The organism is Longimicrobium sp. (assembly GCF_036399255.1).
GTDB lineage: Bacteria > Gemmatimonadota > Gemmatimonadetes > Longimicrobiales > Longimicrobiaceae > Longimicrobium.
Window position 1 is genome coordinate 1 of record NZ_DASWNM010000143.1, and the last position, 15764, is coordinate 15764.

Below are 15764 nucleotides of genomic sequence, written 5' to 3' on the forward strand. Positions count from 1 at the left end.
TGCGGGGCTTTCCGCTTTTCCAGCCGCGGGTTCACCCGCCCGGGAACGAGGCCCGCGGCAACACGGCCGACGCCGCGCTCCGTCCGAATGACGCTCGGGTGCGTGCCGACACAGAAGCCCCGCGCAGTTTGCGGGGCTTTCCGCTTTTCCAGCCGTGGGTTCACCCGCCCGGGATCGAGGCCCGCGGCAACACGGCCGACGCCGCGCTCCGTCCGAATGACGCTCGGGTGCGTGCCGACACAGAAGCCCCGCGCAGTTTGCGGGGCTTTCCGCTTTTCCAGCCGCGGGTTCACCCGCCCGGGAACGAGGTCTGCGGCAACGCGGCCGACGCCGCGCTCCGTCCGCATGACAGTGTGAGGCGTGCGCGAGCGGGATCGAAGTTCAACCTCCCCCAGGGTTTTTGGGGGGAGGTGCGAGCCTGAGCGAGCGGAGGGGGCGCGCCGCGCCGTCCGGAGCGACACACGGCCAGACGATCCACGACCGAGTCTCCCGCACTCACGCACTTCCGCACTCCCGCACTGCGTCGTCACAGCCCGGACCGCGGCGGGGCGACGGACTCCATCAGCTTCGCGATCACGCGGTCGGGCGAAACGCCCTCGGCCTCGGCGTGAAAGTTCACCAGCACGCGGTGGCGCAGCACGGGGGCGGCCACGCGGCGGATGTCGTCGGCCGAGACGTGGAAGCGGCCGGAAAGCAGCGCGTTGGCCTTGGCGCCCAGGATCAGCGCCTGCCCCGCGCGCGGGCCGGCGCCCCAGCGCACCCAGCGGCGCACGTCCTCGGGCGCACTGGCGTCGCCGGGGCGGGTGGCGCGCACCAGCGCGGCGGCGTAGGCGAACAGGTTGTCGGCCACCGGCACCTCGCGCACCCAGCGCTGCAGCGTCATCACCCGCTCCGCGTCCAGCACCGGCTCCACCGCCGCGTCCTGCACGCCGGTGGTGGAGCGCAGGATCATCACCTCCTCGTCCGCGGAGGGGTAGTCCAGGCGGATGTCGAACATGAAGCGGTCCAGCTGCGCCTCCGGCAGCGGATAGGTGCCCTCCTGCTCCACCGGGTTCTGCGTGGCCAGCACGAAGAAGGGGCGCGGCAGAATCAGGTCCTCGCCGCCGGCGGTCACGCGGCCCTCCTGCATGGCCTCGAGCAGCGCGGCCTGCGTCTTGGGCGGCGTGCGGTTGATCTCGTCCGCCAGCAGGATCTGCGTAAAGATGGGCCCGCGGATGAAGCGCGCCGCACGCCGCCCCGTGGTCCGGTCCTCCTCGATCACCTCGGTGCCGGTGATGTCGCCGGGCATGAGGTCGGGGGTGAACTGCACGCGGCGGAACTCCAGCTCCAGCGCCTCGGCCAGGGTGCGCACCAGCAGCGTCTTGGCCAGGCCGGGAACGCCCACCAGCAGCGCGTGCCCGCCGGCCAGCAGGCACATCATCACCTCGTCCAGCACCTGCTGCTGGCCCACGATGCGGCGCTGCACCTGCGCCTTGAGCCGGCCGGCATCGGCCAGCAGGGTTCCGACTTCAGTTTCGGCGGTGACCAACGCGGATCCTGTAGGCCAGGGAAATGGGAAGGAGCTGTTCCGAATACCGTGCACGGGATGCTAAGTTCCTAGCACCCCCCGCGCAACGAACGAGGTGCGAAACGGTGCCACGAAAGTACGAGCGCACCGGAGTACGGAACAGCGACCGCGGCGTTTCGGGATAAGACGCGCAGCCCGCCCGGAACGTTGTCGCGGAGTCCGGCGGCGGCGGGTAGATCGGCATCGAACTGCGTCCGCCGGGGTGCCCCTCCCCCGGCCCCTCCCCGTTCGTTCCTCACGGAGAGGGGAGAATTCGATCCCGCTTCGACAGGCCGTACCCGCATCCGGCCTGCCCGGAGCGCACCGGAGATTCCGTGCGCGTCACCTCTCCCCCGCAGTTTGGGGGAGAGGCCGGGAGAGGGGGCGCCCGTCGGACGCAGCTCGTATCCAGTCGAACCGCCGATGGCTCTCCCCACCTCGCACTCCCGCACTCCCGCACTCCCGCACTCCCGCACTCTCCCTTTTTCACGCCCCTCATTGACGGAAGCCGCCTCGTTGCGCAGGTTGATGCCCCGCCGGACCAACACGTTCCGCCCCGCCGGACCTCCGGCCCTCTCACGCACCCGCTAAACCCGACCCGATGTCAGGATTTCTGCAGCGGCTCACCCGCCGCAAACCCATCAGCGAGCTGCTGTCCGAAGAAGGCCATCCCAACGCGCTCAAGCGCGAGCTGGGGGCCGGCGACCTGATCATGCTGGCGATCGGCGCGGTGATCGGCGCCGGCATCTTCTCGTCCATCGGCACCGCGGCGGCGGGCGAGATCCTTCCGGACGGCACGGTGGTGCGCTACGGCGCCGGTCCGGCGCTGGTCGTCAGCTTCGTCCTGCTGGGGCTGGTGTGCGGGCTGGCGGCGCTCTGCTACGCCGAGCTGGCCTCCATGATTCCCCAGGCCGGCAGCGCGTACGCGTACTCGTACGCCACGCTGGGCGAGCTGATCGCGTGGATCATCGGCTGGGACCTGATCCTGGAGTACGCGGTGGGCAACGTGGCGGTGGCCGTGGCGTGGAGCGGCTACTTCAGCTCGTTCCTCAGCGGGTTCGGCATCACCCTGCCGGACTTCCTCACGCACGGCTACCGCGCCGTCATCAAGAGCAGCGACCCCGAGGTCCGGGCGCTGCTCGAGACGGCGCCGCGCATCGGCAACATGCCGATCCTGCTGAACGTCCCGGCGTTCGCCATCGTGCTGGCCATCACCTGGCTGCTCATGCTGGGCGTGCGCGAGAGCGCGCGGGCCAACAACATCATGGTGGTGGTGAAGCTGCTGGTGCTGGCGCTGTTCGTGGGCGTGGGCGTAATGCACATCGACACCGCCAACTACGTTCCCTTCGCCCCCAACGGCTGGCGGGGCATTCACCAGGGCGCGGCCATCGTCTTCTTTGCCTACATCGGGTTCGACGCCATCAGCACGGCGGCGGAAGAGACCAAGAACCCGCAGCGCAACATGCCCATCGGCATCCTGGGCGGGCTGGCCATCTGCACGGTGATCTACGTGGTGGTGGGCGCGGTGGCCACGGGGCTGGTGCCGTACGCGGACCTCAAGGGCGCGGACCCGCTGGCGCAGGCGCTGCAGATGGCCGGGCTGGGGACGGCGGGGTGGATCGTGTCGTTTGGCGCGGTGATCTCGCTGACGGCGGTGCTGCTGGTGTTCCAGTACGGCCAGCCGCGCATCTTCTACGCGATGGGCCGCGACGGGCTGCTCCCCAAATGGTCCACCAGGGTGAGCAAGAAGGCGCGGGTGCCGTACATCACCACCCTGGTGACGGGCCTGGTGGTGGCGACCGGCGCCCTGTTCGCGGACGAGAACGAGATCTACGACCTCACCAACATCGGCACGCTGTCGGCGTTCGCCATCGTGTGCATCGGCGTGCTGGTGCTGCGCATCAAGGACCCGGACCGCCCGCGCCCCTTCCGGGTGCCGTTCGTGTGGCCGGTGACGCTGGGCGGCGCGGGTGCGTGCATCTACATCATGATGGGGCTTCCCAGGCACGCGTGGGAGCGGTTCGGGATCTGGATGGGGATCGGCCTGCTCCTGTACTTCGTCTACGGCTACTGGCACAGCACCCTGCGCTACGGCGGCGGCGCTGGCGAGCCCGACGCGCCGAAGAGCTGACGCGGCGGGTGGGTTGATGCGGATTCGAGGCGGCGGCTCCCGGACGGGGGCCGCCGCCTCGTTTTGGGCGATTCGGAGCATCCAGGACAAAACTCCTTGCCTCCGGCTGGATCAGCCCTTAACGTGCGATCAACGCGTCTTTACGGACTTTAAGCGACGGCACAGGTTCCTCATCTCGCGCTGTACCCGCACGTTCCTCTCCTCAGTTCTCACTCGCTGGAGGCCCCATGATCAGGGTATTGCTCGGACGCTTGGCGGGGCTGGCGGTGTTCGCATCCCTGGCATTCGGCGCGGTCGCGGTCGCCGACAGCCCCTCGGTCGCGCAGATCACGGTCAAGTGCTGGAAGGAGTACTGCATCAAGGATCCGGACACGGGTTTGGACAAGTGCGCGAAACAGCAGATTGCCTGTCCCGCCGAATCATGACCGTACGTCGCATGGCTTGCGTCAGGCACTTTCGTTCGATCGCCGCGGTCACGCTGCCGCTCGTTGTTATCGCGGGGTGTGGAAGTGAGGGCAAGCCCGGCGGGGATGCCTCTTCCGTCGGGCATTCCATCATCAGCAATGACAACCGGGAGAACGTTCAGCAGTGGACCCTCTCCCCCACCCCCATGCTCGACATCGGCGCAGGCGAGGGCCAGGCACTGGTGATGGTGACGGCGGGGCTGATGCACGGCGGGCAGATCATCGTGGCTGATGTGGGCGCGGGAACGCTGCGATACTTCGACCGCGCGGGCCGCGTGGTTCGCAGTGTGGGATCGCCCGGCTCCGGACCGGGCGAGTTCCAGTTCATGGGCTGGCTGGGCCTTCTCCCCGGCGACTCGGTGGCCGTGTGGGATCCCTCCCTTCGGCGCCTTTCCGTTTTCAACGCTGACGGTCGTCTTGCTCGCATGGCGACCCTGCGTTTTACCCAGGGACCGCTACCAAGAGTGCTCGGCACGTTCGACGACGGGGCGCTGCTCATCGCGGACCCGGCGGCCTCGACGCAGACGGCTCCGCCGGGGACGGCCTGGCGTGACACGCTCGTGTACCTGCGGGTTGCGCCGGATGGCACGATTGCCGACACGCTGGGCCGCTTCCCGGGCGCCGAGTGGTACGCCGCCGGCGCGACGGGGCGTGTTCACTCGCTGCCCTTCGGCCGCCAGGCAGCGGCGGCGGTGCAAGGAAACCGCTTCTATGTGGGCACGGGTGACGGCTATGAGGTCGCCGCGTTCGCCGCTGACGGGACGGAGCGGGTGCGTTTCCGCAGGCCGTACCGGCCGGTGAGCCTCGCGCCAAAGGACGTAGACGACTACCAGGCCGCCTCGATCCAGGTCGGAGGCACCCCGGAGGAGCGGCGTGAGCGTGCGCGGGAGTTGCGCGAGGCGCCGTATCCCCGCACGCTGCCGCCGTACACGTCCCTCGCCGTCGACACGCGCGGGAACGTGTGGGTGCGCGAGCCGTACCCACCCGGCAAGCTGTACCAATCCAGCCACTGGTCCGTCTTCGATACCACCGGGCGGTGGATCGCGACGGCACAGGGGCCGGGGCGCTTCAAGGCTCTCCAGATCGGGCCCGACTGGGTACTGGGCACGGAAACCGACGGGGACGACGTGGAGCACGTGCGATTGTACGCCCTTTCCCGCAGCGACTGAAGTCTCGATTGGCCTTGTGCTCATGTGCTCGGACCGTCAACGTTGATCCATGCGCCGGCGAGGCTGCCGGTTTCCGTCCGCCACCTGTACGGGAGGGATCATGAGGCACCGTATCGGCGGCGCAGGCGTGTTCGCGGTCGTCCTGCTCGCGGCATGCGAGCCCACGGTTTCGCCGCAACTGGAGCCGAGTCCCGCCCCCGCGCGGACGACGACGTTCCTGGGCAGCGACGCCGAGATCGACCGCGTGCTGCAGGCGCTGCATCCAGGCAAGCCGGTAGACCCGCGCGACCGGGACGCGCTTCGCCAGCTGGGTGCGGTGATGGACCGAATGACGGAGGCTCCTCCACTGGAATCGTCCGGCCCACCCCCGGTCTCCCCCGCGATGGAGCGTGCGCTACGGGATATGGTCGCGGCCGACGGCGACGTGGTGGCAATCACGCGGATTCTCCAGCGACTGGCCGCGGAGCGGGACGTGGAGACACGGTAACCCGCGTAATTCCGCAGGTGTCGGCAGGCCGGGTGGAACCGCGGCACGCGATTGGGACCGCCCCTTCTGCATCATCTACCTGGCCACCGTTGGATGTCTTGGCCTGCCGGTATGGCCCTTGCTCCCCCGCCCGCCCGGCTCGCGGCCGGTCCGGCCGCGCGGGGGAACACCGGCGAAGGAGGCGGGATGAAGGACATGCGGACGACGCAGGACGTGGACGCGGCGCTGGGCCAGGACACGGCGATCCTGTTCAAGCACAGCACGCGCTGCCCCATCAGCGCCGCGGCGCGCGGAGAGATGGAGCGCTTCATGGAGTTGCACCCCGACGCCCCCGTCTACACGGTGGACGTGAACGACGACGCCGAGGCGTCGCAGTACCTGGCCGAGAAGACCGGCATCGAGCACCACTCGCCGCAGGTGATCGTCGCCCGCGGCGGCCAGCCGGAGTGGCACGCGAACCACTTCGACATCCGCGCCGGTGACCTGGAGCAGCGGGTGGGGATGGGGTGAGCAGCAGGGGTCAGACGGCTCGCATGGGCAAGTAGTGCCCGCGGCTGGAAGTCGGAAGAAAGCTCCGCCTCGGCGCGCATCTGCGGCACCGGGCGGAGCTTTCGCCTGCACCGGAACGCCTGGACGGTTGCGGGTACATCGAAAGGGCATGATCATCCATCCTTCCCGTCCCATTCCCTCTCCCGTGCACGAACCTCAATGCAGATGCTCATTCGTCTCGCCGCGCTGGCCCTGCTCGCCATGCCGTCCGCCGGGAAGGCGCAGGAGATGGTTCTGAACCCAGACGCAATTTTTCCCGCCGTCGATACCCTCTATGCGGTGGCCGGACCAACGCACGCAGATACCACCGGCGTTTCGATTCAGTCCTTGCGCCGGGTAACACACGACGGGATGGAGGCCTGGGAAATGGCATTCGCCTGGAGGAGCGCCCGGCGCCAGATGGCCGACACCACGTTCTTTGCCGTGCGGACGCTGGCGCCCATCGCACAACACCGGGTCGCCGAGGAGCACCGGATTGACCTGCGCTTCGACGGACCGGTCGTACGCTCCAGCCGATTGCAATCGGGGGCAGACGCACCTGTGGAGCGAGAGTTCCGATTCGAACAGCCGGTGTATGCGGGGTCGATGATGGACATCGTCTACCGCGCCCTTCCGCTGGCGGAGGGCTTTCGCACCCGGATCCCGTTTTTTATTCCGGAGCAGGGTAAGGTGTTCTGGTTCGACGTGCAGGTGGCGGGGGCGGAGGACGTGCAGGTCCGTGGCCGGGCGGTGGCGGCCTGGCGCTTGGAGGCCCTTGTAGAAGGTTATGTGGACACGTTGTGGATCAGTCGCGAATCGCGGCAGTTGCTGAAGATGGAGTCCGGCGACGGTTCCTGGATGATTCGCTGATCCAGCCGAGACATTGCGAGTGAGGGCCTACCCGCCGCTCACTGCGGGGACGATGGTGATGGTGCTGCGCTCGCCGACGGGCGTCCCCAATCCGTCCAGGAAGCGGATGTTGTCGCCGTCCACGAACACGTTCACGTGCTGGCGCACCTGGCCACGCTCGTCCATCACCCGGTCCACCACGCCGGCGTAGCGGCCCGCCAACGCGTCGAGCACATCGCCCACGGTGCCGCAGCGGCCGTCGACCGTCACCTCGGGACTGGCGCCGGCGTACGGCTGCAGGGCGCTCGGCAGCGCGATGGTGATCGGCATCAAATGCATCCCGCGGGAGAGGATCGAGGCCGCTGGACCGGAGCGCGGGACTGGCCACCCGCATCAGAAAGCGGATTCCTCAGTCGGCGCCTCGGTTTCCGGTACGGGACGGTGCGGCGCGGCGCCTCCTTCGGAATGACAGATCCGGGGTTCATCCAGGTCATGCGTCCGCCCCCACGACGGCGGCGCGGACGCAGACGATGGGCGGCAGCGCGCCGCTGATCTCCATCCACGTCTCGCCCTCGTCCGCGGAGCCGAAGAGCTTGCCGCTGCGCGTGCCGAAGTAGATGCCCGCGCGGTCGTGGCCGTCGGCGCACATGGCGTCGCGCAGCACGCACTCGTACGCGTCCTGCTGCGGCAGCCCCTCGGTCAGCGGGTGCCACGAGGCGCCAGCGTCGCGGGTGCGGTACACGCGCAGCTTCGCGTCGGGGACGATGCGGAACTGGTCGGAGTCCAGCGGGACGATGTAGACGGTGTCGGGGTCGTGCGGATGCACCTCCATGGCGAACCCGAAGTCGCTGGGAACGCCGTTGGCGATGTCGGTCCACGTGTCGCCCCAGTCGTCGCTGCGGTACAGGCCCCAGTGGTTCTGCAGAAACAGCCGCTCGGGGCGCAACGGGTGGTTGACCACCTTGTGCACGCACTGGCCGAACTCGGGGTGCTTGTCAGGCAGGAACTCCGCCCGGACGCCATGGTTGCGGGCCGCCCAGCTGCGCCCGCCGTCGTCCGTGCGATAGAAGCCGCCGGTCGAGATGGCGATGCCCATCCGCTGGGGATCGGCCGGGTCGACCACGATGGTGTGCAGGCACAGCCCGCCGCCGCCCGGCTGCCACCGCGGCTGGTGCTCGTGGTTCAGCAGCCCCTCCACGGGGCTCCACGTCTCGCCCGCGTCGCGGGACTCGAAGAGGGCGGCCGGCTCCACGCCGGCGTAGACGACGTCCGGCTCGTCCGCGCGGCCCGGGCGCAGCTGCCAGATGTTGGCCAGCGCGCGGTCCGAGTCCTCCGGAAAACGGACGTTCTGGCGGTCCGGCGCGCTCCACGTGGCGCCGAAGTCGTCGCTGGCGCGCACCACGCTCCCCCAGTGCATGCTCTGCCCGCCGGCCAGGATGCGTCGCCGCCCGCCCCGCTGGTCGAACGCCAGCGCGTACACGGCCTCGCCGCGAAAGTGCGGCCCGTCCATCCGCCACTCTCCGCGCTCCCCGTTGGACCACAGCAGGAACGCGCCCTTCATGGTGCCCACCAGGAGCAGGACGTCGCCCGCCCCGGGCGCGGGTGTGGAGGCGGATTCCATGCGGCTTCTCCGGCGCGGAAGTGAACGGAGCGAAAGGCCCGGCGCCCATTCTAACACGGACGGCGCGCCGTGCCAAGAACTTTCTTCGGGAGATTGCCGGTTTTGTAGAGACCGACGCTGAACAACGCCGTCGGGCAGGGACGAACGGCGCAGAGTCCGCCCTCCAGGAGCGAATGAATTCGCCGCTGGAAAGGCGCAAAGTCCGCCTGCGCGGACTGTAGCCGCCTGGACCGTCTCGCGGATCAGGCTACGAGAATTCCAACGCCGGATTCCCTCGGTCGAGCGCAGGCACTGGAGTGACGGAGGATGCGGTGCGGCGCTCTCTCGGAACGACACTCCGGAGCGTCTGATCGACAGCCCCGCGCAGTTTGCGGGGCTTCCCGCTTTTCCAGCCGCGGGTTCACCCGCCCCGGAGAGAGCCGGGCTCCCGCGCATCACCCGCCCGTGAAAAGAGCAGGCGGATGATACGGCCATGCGCGCATCACCCGCCCGGAAACGCCTCAGGACGCCGGGCGGATGATGCGGTAGCGCGCCTTGACCAGCTGAAAGATGCCGTAGGCGATCAGGCCCAGCGCCACCAGGCCCAGCAGGTACCGGCCGTACGCCGCCTCGCGCAGCGTGACCAGCGCGCCCTGCAGCCCCTGCGCGCGCGACGGGTCGTAGCGCAGCGCGGCGGTGATCACCAGCCAGCCGATGATGCAGAACACCACGCCCCGCGCCGTCATCCCCGCCTTGCCCAGCCCCACCACCCGCCTGCGCGTGGCCACCGGCGAGCCCTCCAGGTTCAGCCGCTTGGCCAGGTCGGACTTGAAGGCGCGGTAGATCTCGTACAGCCCGTAGCCGATGATCGCGGCGCCTGCCAGGCCCACCGCGATGCGGCCGAACGGCTTGTCCATCACCATGGCGCTCCAGTGCTGCGCGCCGCTCCCCTGCCCTCCGCCGCCGGAGCCGCGCACCATCCGCACCGCCTCCAGCGTAAGGCCGGCGTACACGAACGCGCTGATGCCGTAGCCGACGCGCGCGCCGATCCCCTTCACTCCGCCGCCCTTGTGCTCGGGATCCAGCAGCGCCTGCACCACCCGCCAGAGCACGTACCCCGCCAGCCCCAGCGCCACGATGCCCAGCAGCACCTTGCCGAACGGCTGGTCCAGGATGGTGCTCAGCGCCCCCTCGGACCCCGTCACCTGCTCGCCGCGGCTGAGCGCGGCCTGGGCGGCGACGAAGCCGATGATCACGTAGACCATGCCCTTGGCGGCGTACCCCAGCCGCGCCAGCCCCTGCACGGCGGGCGAGGCCTCGCGCACGGTGCTGCGGGCGTGGTGCCGCGCTTCGCGAACGGGTGCGTCGAACAGCGCCATTGCGTGCCTCTCTATGGGGAGCCTGTGGATTCGGATGATCCGTGTCGGACGGCACAGGTGCAAGGACCGGGCGCGGTGGTGCTACGCCATGGCGGCCCGGCGGCACGCAACCGCGTCACGCGAGCGGCGGAGGCGGAGGCCCGACGGACGAGGACGCCGGGCGGGATTCCACTCTGCGTCCCCACGTTTCCGCTGGCATTGGACCCCGCGCCCCGCGCGCGCCGGATTCGGGAACGGGGCTCAGAGGGGGCGGAAAAGGAGGAAGAGGAACGAGGCCAGGCCGATGGCCACGATGGCTCCGCGCACGCGCTGCTGCCCCACGCGCTGCGCCACGCGTGCGCCGCCGTAGCCGCCCAGAAGCCCGCCGGCCGCCATCGCCAGCGCCACGGGCCAGTTCACGATGCCGCTGACGGCAAAGGTGAGCGCCGCCACGCCGTTCATGCAGCTGGCGCCCCAGTTCTTCAGGCCGTTCATCCGGTGGATGTTGGCAAACCCCATCATCCCCAGCCCGGCCAGCATCAGGATGCCGATCCCCGCGCCGAAGTAGCCCCCGTACACCCCGATGCCCAGCTGCGCCGCGAAGACCATCCACGGCGCCACCTGGGGATCCGCACCGGCCGCTTCCGCCGCGGGCGTTCCCGCCCCGGCGCCCCGCGCGCGCAGGCGGCGCATCAGCGGGCCCTGCGCCAGGAACAGCAGCGTGGCGCCCAGCACCAGGAACGGGACGATGCGCGCAAAGCGGTCCGGCGGGGTGTGCAGCAGCAGCCACGCGCCCAGCGCGCCGCCCACGATGCTGGGCACGGTAAGGCGCACCACCCAGGCGCGCGCGCCGCGCAGCTCGCCGCGGTACCCCCACATGCTGCTCAGCGAACCGGGCCACAGCGCCACGGTGCTGGTGGCGTTGGCCACCAGCGGCGGCACGCCCAGCCCCACCAGCGCGGGAAAGGTCAGCAGCGTGCCCCCGCCGGCGATGGCGTTGATTGCGCCCCCCAGCACCGAGGCCAGGAACACGGCCGCCAGCGCGAGGGCGGAAAGAGGTTCGTTCGGCATCCGCGAAAACCTGCCGCCCCGGCCCCGCGCGGGCAAGGCGGTACGCGTCAGGTCAGACCGCCGCGGAGGGCGGGCGCCGCCGGCCGGCGTGCCGCAGGGCGCGCAGCTCGGCGGCGAACTGGTCGAAGGCGGGGCCGAAGCGCTGGTCGCGCAAGGCGAGCGCGGGCGTGCCGGCAAAGTTCTCGATGGCGCGCCTGAGCGAGTTGTGGTCCTTGTATCCGCACGCCAGCGCCACGTTCAGCACGGTGCGGTGCGCCTCCTCCAGCAGCGTGAGCGCCAGCAGCACGCGCACCCACCCCAGCAGCCGGCGCGGCGGCGGCAGGTCCAGCTCGCGGCACCATCCCGCCGCCGTGCGCACGTACACGCCAAAGATGCCGGCGAACGCCTCACGCCCGCCCAGGTCCACCACGGCTTCCGCGGCGGCGCGGATCAGCGTCCGGCCGTCTTCCGGCACCCAGACGGGCAGCCGCTCCTCGATGCGCCGCTTGAGCGGACGCGCGTGCGCCCGCCGCAGCACAGGCACCAGCGCCCGCACCCCGCCGGTTCCGTCCATGGTGGCGATCTCCGCCAGGCCGGTGTCCAGCAGGGCGCGCACCTCCCCGGCCGTCGCTTCTCGGAACTCCAGTGCCGCCACCACCGGCACGGACGGCGCCGCCCGGACCAGCTCCCCAGGCTCCACGGCTTCCGCCTCGCCTCCGCGGGCGCGCAGCAGGACCACGGCCGATGGCGGTGCGGACCTGGCGAGCTCGTGCAGCGCGGCCAGCCCACCGGCCCGCTGGACGACGTACCCGCCCACCGCCCTGGGTTGCGCGGGAAAGTGCGACTCCAGCACGAGCACGGTGCGGCACGGGTGCTCCACCAGCCCCAGCGGCGGAACCCGGGAAGGCTTCATTTCAGGCTGCGGGTGTGTTGCAAGTGGACACGCGGCAGGCGCATCTTGGGCGCGCCCAGCACTCGCTCACGCTCTCTTCGGAGGCCCCAGATGCGCCGACTCACGATCCCCATCGCGCTTGCGCTGATCCTCCTTGCCGGCTGCGATACAGCCAATCCCGTGGATCCGCCCGCGGCCGCGCCGTCCGGAATCTCCACATCGCTGCAGAACGACAGCACGCCTCCAATCCAATCCGCCGCGGAGGGCGGCATTCTGATCGGCTCGGGTACATGAGCCCGGCGCAACCAGACTAGTTCTCGGGCGTGGGTGCGCCACTCCTGACCAGCGGCTGGGCGCTGAGCGAACGCGCCAGATCCGTGGCAAGGTCGCCGATTCGAGGACGCAACGCGCGGGTGTGGCGATCGGCGGTCTGCCGCCGCCCAAGGTGGTCGAGCGACGACTCAGCACGTGCAAGCGTGTCGCCTTCGCGCAGGTCCTGCGCCGCCTCACGCGAAGTGGTAAGCGCGCGTTCCGCGTGTTCCCACAGCCCCAGGCTCAGCGCCCCAAGCCCCAGTTCAAGCGGAGCGGCGGCACGGAGGTGGTTCGCGGCTCCACCGTCGATCAAGGTCCAAGCGTCGGTCCAGGCGCGATGGAATGTCTCCGACTCACCCACGGCCCCGGCAGCACGCGCGGTGCTCGCGATTACGCGGAGCTGCCGGTCTGGATCGGTGAAACGCGCATGGAGGGCCTTCAGCACGGCGAGCGCGCGCCCAAACTGCCCCTGCTGCATCCACAGATGCGCGACGTCGAAGGCCAGGTTGACGAGGTCGGGGTGATCCGGTCCGTACGCGGCAAAGGCCCTGGATGCGTGAGCCTCGGCGTCTTCGAAGTGGCCGGCGTAAATGGAAACGGCGAGAAGGTCATGCTGCGCCTTCGCCAGCCTGTCGCGCAGCCGTTTGCGCCTGGCCAGCCGGACCGCAGAAAGCAGCAGCTCCCGTCCGCCGGAAAAATCACCCAGCCGGACCTTCAGATTTCCCAGGCTGTTGATGGCCTGGGCCTGCAACTCCCAGTCACCCGTCCACACGGCGACGCGCCGTGCACGCCGCAGCCACGTCTCGGCGCGGCCGAACTGCTGCTGCTCGCGGTAGATCTTTCCGCAGATCCACGCCAGCCGGGCGTTGTTGGGCCAGACCACCGCCGCGGCTTCGGCGAAGAGCGCGGCGGTGCCGTGGGCGTCGCAGCCCAACGCCCAGTCCGTGACCGCCAGGCAGGCGCGGGAAAGCTGCTCCGGGTCCACCTCCGCCGGCCGCGAAAGCTCGCCCGCGACGACGGCGACCGGCGCCCACAGCGCCTCGTCCACCCCGCGCGCGGCCAGCACGTCGGCCTCCCAGCCTTCTACGCCGCTCCCGTCGAACACGGCGCCGGACACCTCGGGCCCGGCCGCCCACGCAAACGCCAGCCGCAGCGCCTGAAAGACGTGCAGCGCAAAGAGCTCGGGAACTTCGTGCAGGATGACGGCGCCGAGCACCGTCGCGTCCGGGACGGCCAGCGGGTAGGCGAACTCGAGCGGGCTGGGCGGCAGCTCGGCTTTGCTGCGGTGTCGCACGCTCGACATGGGGGGCGCGGCGCGGGTGCACGGGGCGGCCCGACGTGGGCGCGACAATCGGCGCCTATTGTAGAGGCACCGCCCCGCGTGCGTCTACGGCCTGAAATGTAGCCCGCGCGGCGATCACCCTGAACGCAAAGCGGGCCCAGGGCGCCTGCGCGTTGAGCCCGCCGGAATCGAATGCTGAAGCGGCTGGCTTGCGCCTCGCCCCCTTGAAGGGTGTTGCTGGACCTCGGCCCATGACTGGCTTCCTGGGAGGGTGTTGCCAAACCTCACATCCATGACGAAGCGGTGACTTCCTGAGAGGGTGTTGCCAAACCTCGCCCCGCAATTGACTTCCTGAGGGAGGCGCTGCTCCGCAACCTGCGGGTACGATGGACTTTGGCGCCGACCGAAGGATCTCGCCGGCAGAACCGAGGGGCCGGCTGCCGCGCCCGAGGACGGTCCTTCGCGAAGGCGGACGAGGTCCTTCGGTCGCGCGCAGGCGGTTGTGTGGCTTCTTGTTACGCGTGGTGCGCTCCCTCAGGAAGTCATCGCTTCTCTGTGAGCTTGGGGGTTTAGCAACACCCTCTGAGGGAGCGCACCACGTCCAACCAGAAGTCACACTACGGATTGCGCGCGACCGAAGGACCTCGTCCCGGTGGCGCAGGGGCCAGATCAGGGCACGGAACCAGCTCCGTCGCTCTGCTGGCGAGGTCCTTCGGTCGGCGCCAGGGTGCAGTGTACAAGCGAGTTGCGGGGCGGCGCCTCCTTCAGGAAGTCAATTCACGCTGAGAGGTTTGGCAACACCCTCTGGGGGAGGCGCCGCTCCTCGGTTGCGGGTACGGAAAGCCGTGGCGCCGACCGGAGGATCTCGTCGGCAGAATGGCGGGGGTGGCTTCCATCCCCGGCAGCCAGCCCGCGCGAGGGGCAGACACGCCGCGGGCGCCCATCCGGAGCACCCGCGGCGGGTCCCGCGGCGGGGGATGATCAGCAGATTCTCATGTCCTGCGAGTCGCCCCAGCACTGCGTGCCCTCGGCGGCGTCGCAGGTGTAGGCGGGCGCGCAGGTGCCGCACTCCGTCGCGCCCAGCATGCAGGTGAGGTCGGCGCAGCTCACGCCGTGCATCGTGCCGGTGCCGCAGCCGGCCATCGTTTCGTTGCAGTCACCCGAGCACGCCGTGCCGCACGTGCCTTCGTCGGTGTAGTCGAACCCCGCGACGGTTCCCCGCTGCTCCGCATGCTTCGACGTGGTGAACGAGTCTACCACCAGGTCTTCGATCCGCAGCTTCTTCATCGTGTGCTCCTTGAGACGGTGGAATGCAGGCCGGCGGTTTGCCGGCAGCGCCACGGCCGGGTCCAGCCATGGACAGGTTTAGATAAGAGATCTACATCTACAGATCAAACAGAACAAATGAAAAGCGGACGACCTGCTCCGTCCGACACTAACGAGCCATTGCATGAAAGATGCCATGCCACGAAGCAGCAATCTACCCGGTAGCTCTCACAGGGCACCGTGGAGTTCATGCGGGTCGCGGGTGGGGGAAAGCCCTTCGAACAGGGGGGTAACGTTGCACCGCCGCCCCCCGGAATGGGGGACGGCGGTGCCCGAAGCGCGGCCCGGCAGGGGGTGGATCAGCCGCAGATGATCTGGCCGATCTCGGTGCAGTTGCAGGTGTTGCCGTCACAGGTGGTGCCGCACGTAAAGTCGCAGCTGGCATCGCAGGTGGATCCCGACGGGCAGCCATTGCAGGTGCCGTTACACGACGCGTCGCAGGTGCCGTTGCACGAGTTGGCGCACGTGCCGGGACAGGTGGCGTTGTTGGTCGGATCGGTACAGTCGCAGATGATCTGGTGGCAGGTGGTCTGGCTCATCTGGTGGCCGTCCACCGTGCCCAGGCGCACGCTCGCGGGCAGCGTGCTGAACGACTCGACGGAGATGTCTTCCAGGTGCAGGCGAAGCTTGTTCATTGGACGTTCCTTGCAGGAGGTAGGAAAGGCAGGTGAGCCGGGCCGCGATCCGGCGAGAATTCCCAATTCCGAACACCAATGTGACGGTTTGAGAGCGCTCCCATCCGCGTACCGGCGCGAAACACGCAAAGTTCC

General features: G+C 69.6%; 17 protein-coding genes. 7 read left to right on the forward strand and 10 right to left on the reverse strand.

Annotation, left to right across the window (positions count from 1 at the left end; all coding sequences use genetic code 11):
• Positions 1–347: hypothetical protein (locus VGC13_RS27190; protein WP_331128472.1), on the reverse strand; the 347-nt coding region annotated here is incomplete at its 3' end.
• 179 nt (positions 348–526) lie between these two features.
• Positions 527–1528 carry a MoxR family ATPase gene (locus VGC13_RS27195; RefSeq protein ID WP_331128473.1) on the reverse strand — a complete coding sequence of 334 codons (1002 nt, stop codon included), beginning with the start codon at positions 1526–1528 and terminating at the stop codon, positions 527–529.
• Between the two features lie 619 nt (positions 1529–2147).
• On the opposite strand from VGC13_RS27195, the gene VGC13_RS27200 reads away from it, so the two are divergent.
• The 6 genes from VGC13_RS27200 to VGC13_RS27225 all read left to right on the forward strand — a co-directional run bounded on the left by VGC13_RS27200 (position 2148) and on the right by VGC13_RS27225 (position 7195).
• A complete protein-coding gene (locus VGC13_RS27200; RefSeq protein WP_331128474.1) occupies positions 2148–3677 on the forward strand; it encodes an APC family permease in 1530 nt (509 codons plus the stop codon).
• Positions 3678–3904: 227 nt separating this feature from the next.
• A complete protein-coding gene (locus tag VGC13_RS27205) occupies positions 3905–4102 on the forward strand; it encodes a hypothetical protein (protein ID WP_331128475.1) in 198 nt (65 codons plus the stop codon).
• Positions 4099–5310 carry a hypothetical protein gene (locus tag VGC13_RS27210; protein ID WP_331128476.1) on the forward strand — a complete coding sequence of 404 codons (1212 nt, stop codon included), beginning with the start codon at positions 4099–4101 and terminating at the stop codon, positions 5308–5310. Before VGC13_RS27205 ends, VGC13_RS27210 begins: the two co-directional genes overlap by 4 nt.
• Positions 5311–5410: 100 nt before the next feature.
• The gene (locus VGC13_RS27215) at positions 5411–5797 is read left to right on the forward strand and encodes a hypothetical protein (protein ID WP_331128477.1); all 387 of its coding nucleotides are present in this window, start codon (positions 5411–5413) and stop codon (positions 5795–5797) included.
• A gap of 186 nt (positions 5798–5983) precedes the next feature.
• Complete coding sequence (gene ytxJ, locus VGC13_RS27220; protein WP_331128478.1) at positions 5984–6307, forward strand: bacillithiol system redox-active protein YtxJ; 324 nt, start codon at positions 5984–5986, stop codon at positions 6305–6307.
• A 198-nt stretch (positions 6308–6505) separates the two neighbouring features.
• Complete coding sequence (locus VGC13_RS27225) at positions 6506–7195, forward strand: hypothetical protein (protein WP_331128479.1); 690 nt, start codon at positions 6506–6508, stop codon at positions 7193–7195.
• A 27-nt stretch (positions 7196–7222) separates the two neighbouring features.
• Here the strand turns inward: VGC13_RS27225 and VGC13_RS27230 are convergent, their stop codons facing one another.
• The 5 genes from VGC13_RS27230 to VGC13_RS27250 all read right to left on the reverse strand — a co-directional run bounded on the left by VGC13_RS27230 (position 7223) and on the right by VGC13_RS27250 (position 12095).
• The gene (locus tag VGC13_RS27230; RefSeq protein WP_331128480.1) at positions 7223–7504 is read right to left on the reverse strand and encodes a ubiquitin-like small modifier protein 1; all 282 of its coding nucleotides are present in this window, start codon (positions 7502–7504) and stop codon (positions 7223–7225) included.
• A gap of 160 nt (positions 7505–7664) precedes the next feature.
• Positions 7665–8795 (reverse strand): hypothetical protein, encoded by a 1131-nt coding sequence (locus VGC13_RS27235; protein WP_331128481.1) that lies wholly within the window; start codon positions 8793–8795, stop codon positions 7665–7667.
• A gap of 500 nt (positions 8796–9295) precedes the next feature.
• Positions 9296–10153, reverse strand: a complete 858-nt coding sequence (locus tag VGC13_RS27240; RefSeq protein WP_331128482.1) for a DUF1206 domain-containing protein — start codon at positions 10151–10153, stop codon at positions 9296–9298.
• Between the two features lie 240 nt (positions 10154–10393).
• Positions 10394–11203 carry a sulfite exporter TauE/SafE family protein gene (locus VGC13_RS27245; protein WP_331128483.1) on the reverse strand — a complete coding sequence of 270 codons (810 nt, stop codon included), beginning with the start codon at positions 11201–11203 and terminating at the stop codon, positions 10394–10396.
• A gap of 52 nt (positions 11204–11255) precedes the next feature.
• The gene (locus VGC13_RS27250; RefSeq protein ID WP_331128484.1) at positions 11256–12095 is read right to left on the reverse strand and encodes a helix-turn-helix domain-containing protein; all 840 of its coding nucleotides are present in this window, start codon (positions 12093–12095) and stop codon (positions 11256–11258) included.
• A gap of 90 nt (positions 12096–12185) precedes the next feature.
• Between VGC13_RS27250 and VGC13_RS27255 the strand changes: the two genes are divergently transcribed.
• On the forward strand, positions 12186–12368 hold the full coding sequence (locus VGC13_RS27255) for a hypothetical protein (protein WP_331128485.1): 183 nt from the start codon (positions 12186–12188) through the stop codon (positions 12366–12368).
• A 16-nt stretch (positions 12369–12384) separates the two neighbouring features.
• Here VGC13_RS27255 and VGC13_RS27260 read toward each other — a convergent pair whose 3' ends face one another.
• The 3 genes from VGC13_RS27260 to VGC13_RS27270 all read right to left on the reverse strand — a co-directional run bounded on the left by VGC13_RS27260 (position 12385) and on the right by VGC13_RS27270 (position 15629).
• Positions 12385–13689 carry a hypothetical protein gene (locus VGC13_RS27260; RefSeq protein WP_331128486.1) on the reverse strand — a complete coding sequence of 435 codons (1305 nt, stop codon included), beginning with the start codon at positions 13687–13689 and terminating at the stop codon, positions 12385–12387.
• A gap of 960 nt (positions 13690–14649) precedes the next feature.
• A complete protein-coding gene (locus VGC13_RS27265) occupies positions 14650–14955 on the reverse strand; it encodes a hypothetical protein (RefSeq protein ID WP_331128487.1) in 306 nt (101 codons plus the stop codon).
• Between the two features lie 338 nt (positions 14956–15293).
• On the reverse strand, positions 15294–15629 hold the full coding sequence (locus VGC13_RS27270) for a hypothetical protein (RefSeq protein ID WP_331128488.1): 336 nt from the start codon (positions 15627–15629) through the stop codon (positions 15294–15296).
• Positions 15630–15764 lie beyond the last annotated feature (135 nt).

Coding starts and splice junctions, on each gene's coding strand:
- VGC13_RS27200 (WP_331128474.1), top strand. CDS start 2,148: ATGTCAGGATTTCTGCAGCGGCTCACCCGCCGCAAACCCATCAGCGAG.
- VGC13_RS27205 (WP_331128475.1), top strand. CDS start 3,905: ATGATCAGGGTATTGCTCGGACGCTTGGCGGGGCTGGCGGTGTTCGCA.
- VGC13_RS27210 (WP_331128476.1), top strand. CDS start 4,099: ATGACCGTACGTCGCATGGCTTGCGTCAGGCACTTTCGTTCGATCGCC.
- VGC13_RS27215 (WP_331128477.1), top strand. CDS start 5,411: ATGAGGCACCGTATCGGCGGCGCAGGCGTGTTCGCGGTCGTCCTGCTC.
- ytxJ (WP_331128478.1), top strand. CDS start 5,984: ATGAAGGACATGCGGACGACGCAGGACGTGGACGCGGCGCTGGGCCAG.
- VGC13_RS27225 (WP_331128479.1), top strand. CDS start 6,506: ATGCAGATGCTCATTCGTCTCGCCGCGCTGGCCCTGCTCGCCATGCCG.
- VGC13_RS27230 (WP_331128480.1), bottom strand. CDS start 7,504: ATGCCGATCACCATCGCGCTGCCGAGCGCCCTGCAGCCGTACGCCGGC.
- VGC13_RS27235 (WP_331128481.1), bottom strand. CDS start 8,795: ATGGAATCCGCCTCCACACCCGCGCCCGGGGCGGGCGACGTCCTGCTC.
- VGC13_RS27240 (WP_331128482.1), bottom strand. CDS start 10,153: ATGGCGCTGTTCGACGCACCCGTTCGCGAAGCGCGGCACCACGCCCGC.
- VGC13_RS27245 (WP_331128483.1), bottom strand. CDS start 11,203: ATGCCGAACGAACCTCTTTCCGCCCTCGCGCTGGCGGCCGTGTTCCTG.
- VGC13_RS27250 (WP_331128484.1), bottom strand. CDS start 12,095: ATGAAGCCTTCCCGGGTTCCGCCGCTGGGGCTGGTGGAGCACCCGTGC.
- VGC13_RS27255 (WP_331128485.1), top strand. CDS start 12,186: ATGCGCCGACTCACGATCCCCATCGCGCTTGCGCTGATCCTCCTTGCC.
- VGC13_RS27260 (WP_331128486.1), bottom strand. CDS start 13,689: ATGTCGAGCGTGCGACACCGCAGCAAAGCCGAGCTGCCGCCCAGCCCG.
- VGC13_RS27265 (WP_331128487.1), bottom strand. CDS start 14,955: ATGAAGAAGCTGCGGATCGAAGACCTGGTGGTAGACTCGTTCACCACG.
- VGC13_RS27270 (WP_331128488.1), bottom strand. CDS start 15,629: ATGAACAAGCTTCGCCTGCACCTGGAAGACATCTCCGTCGAGTCGTTC.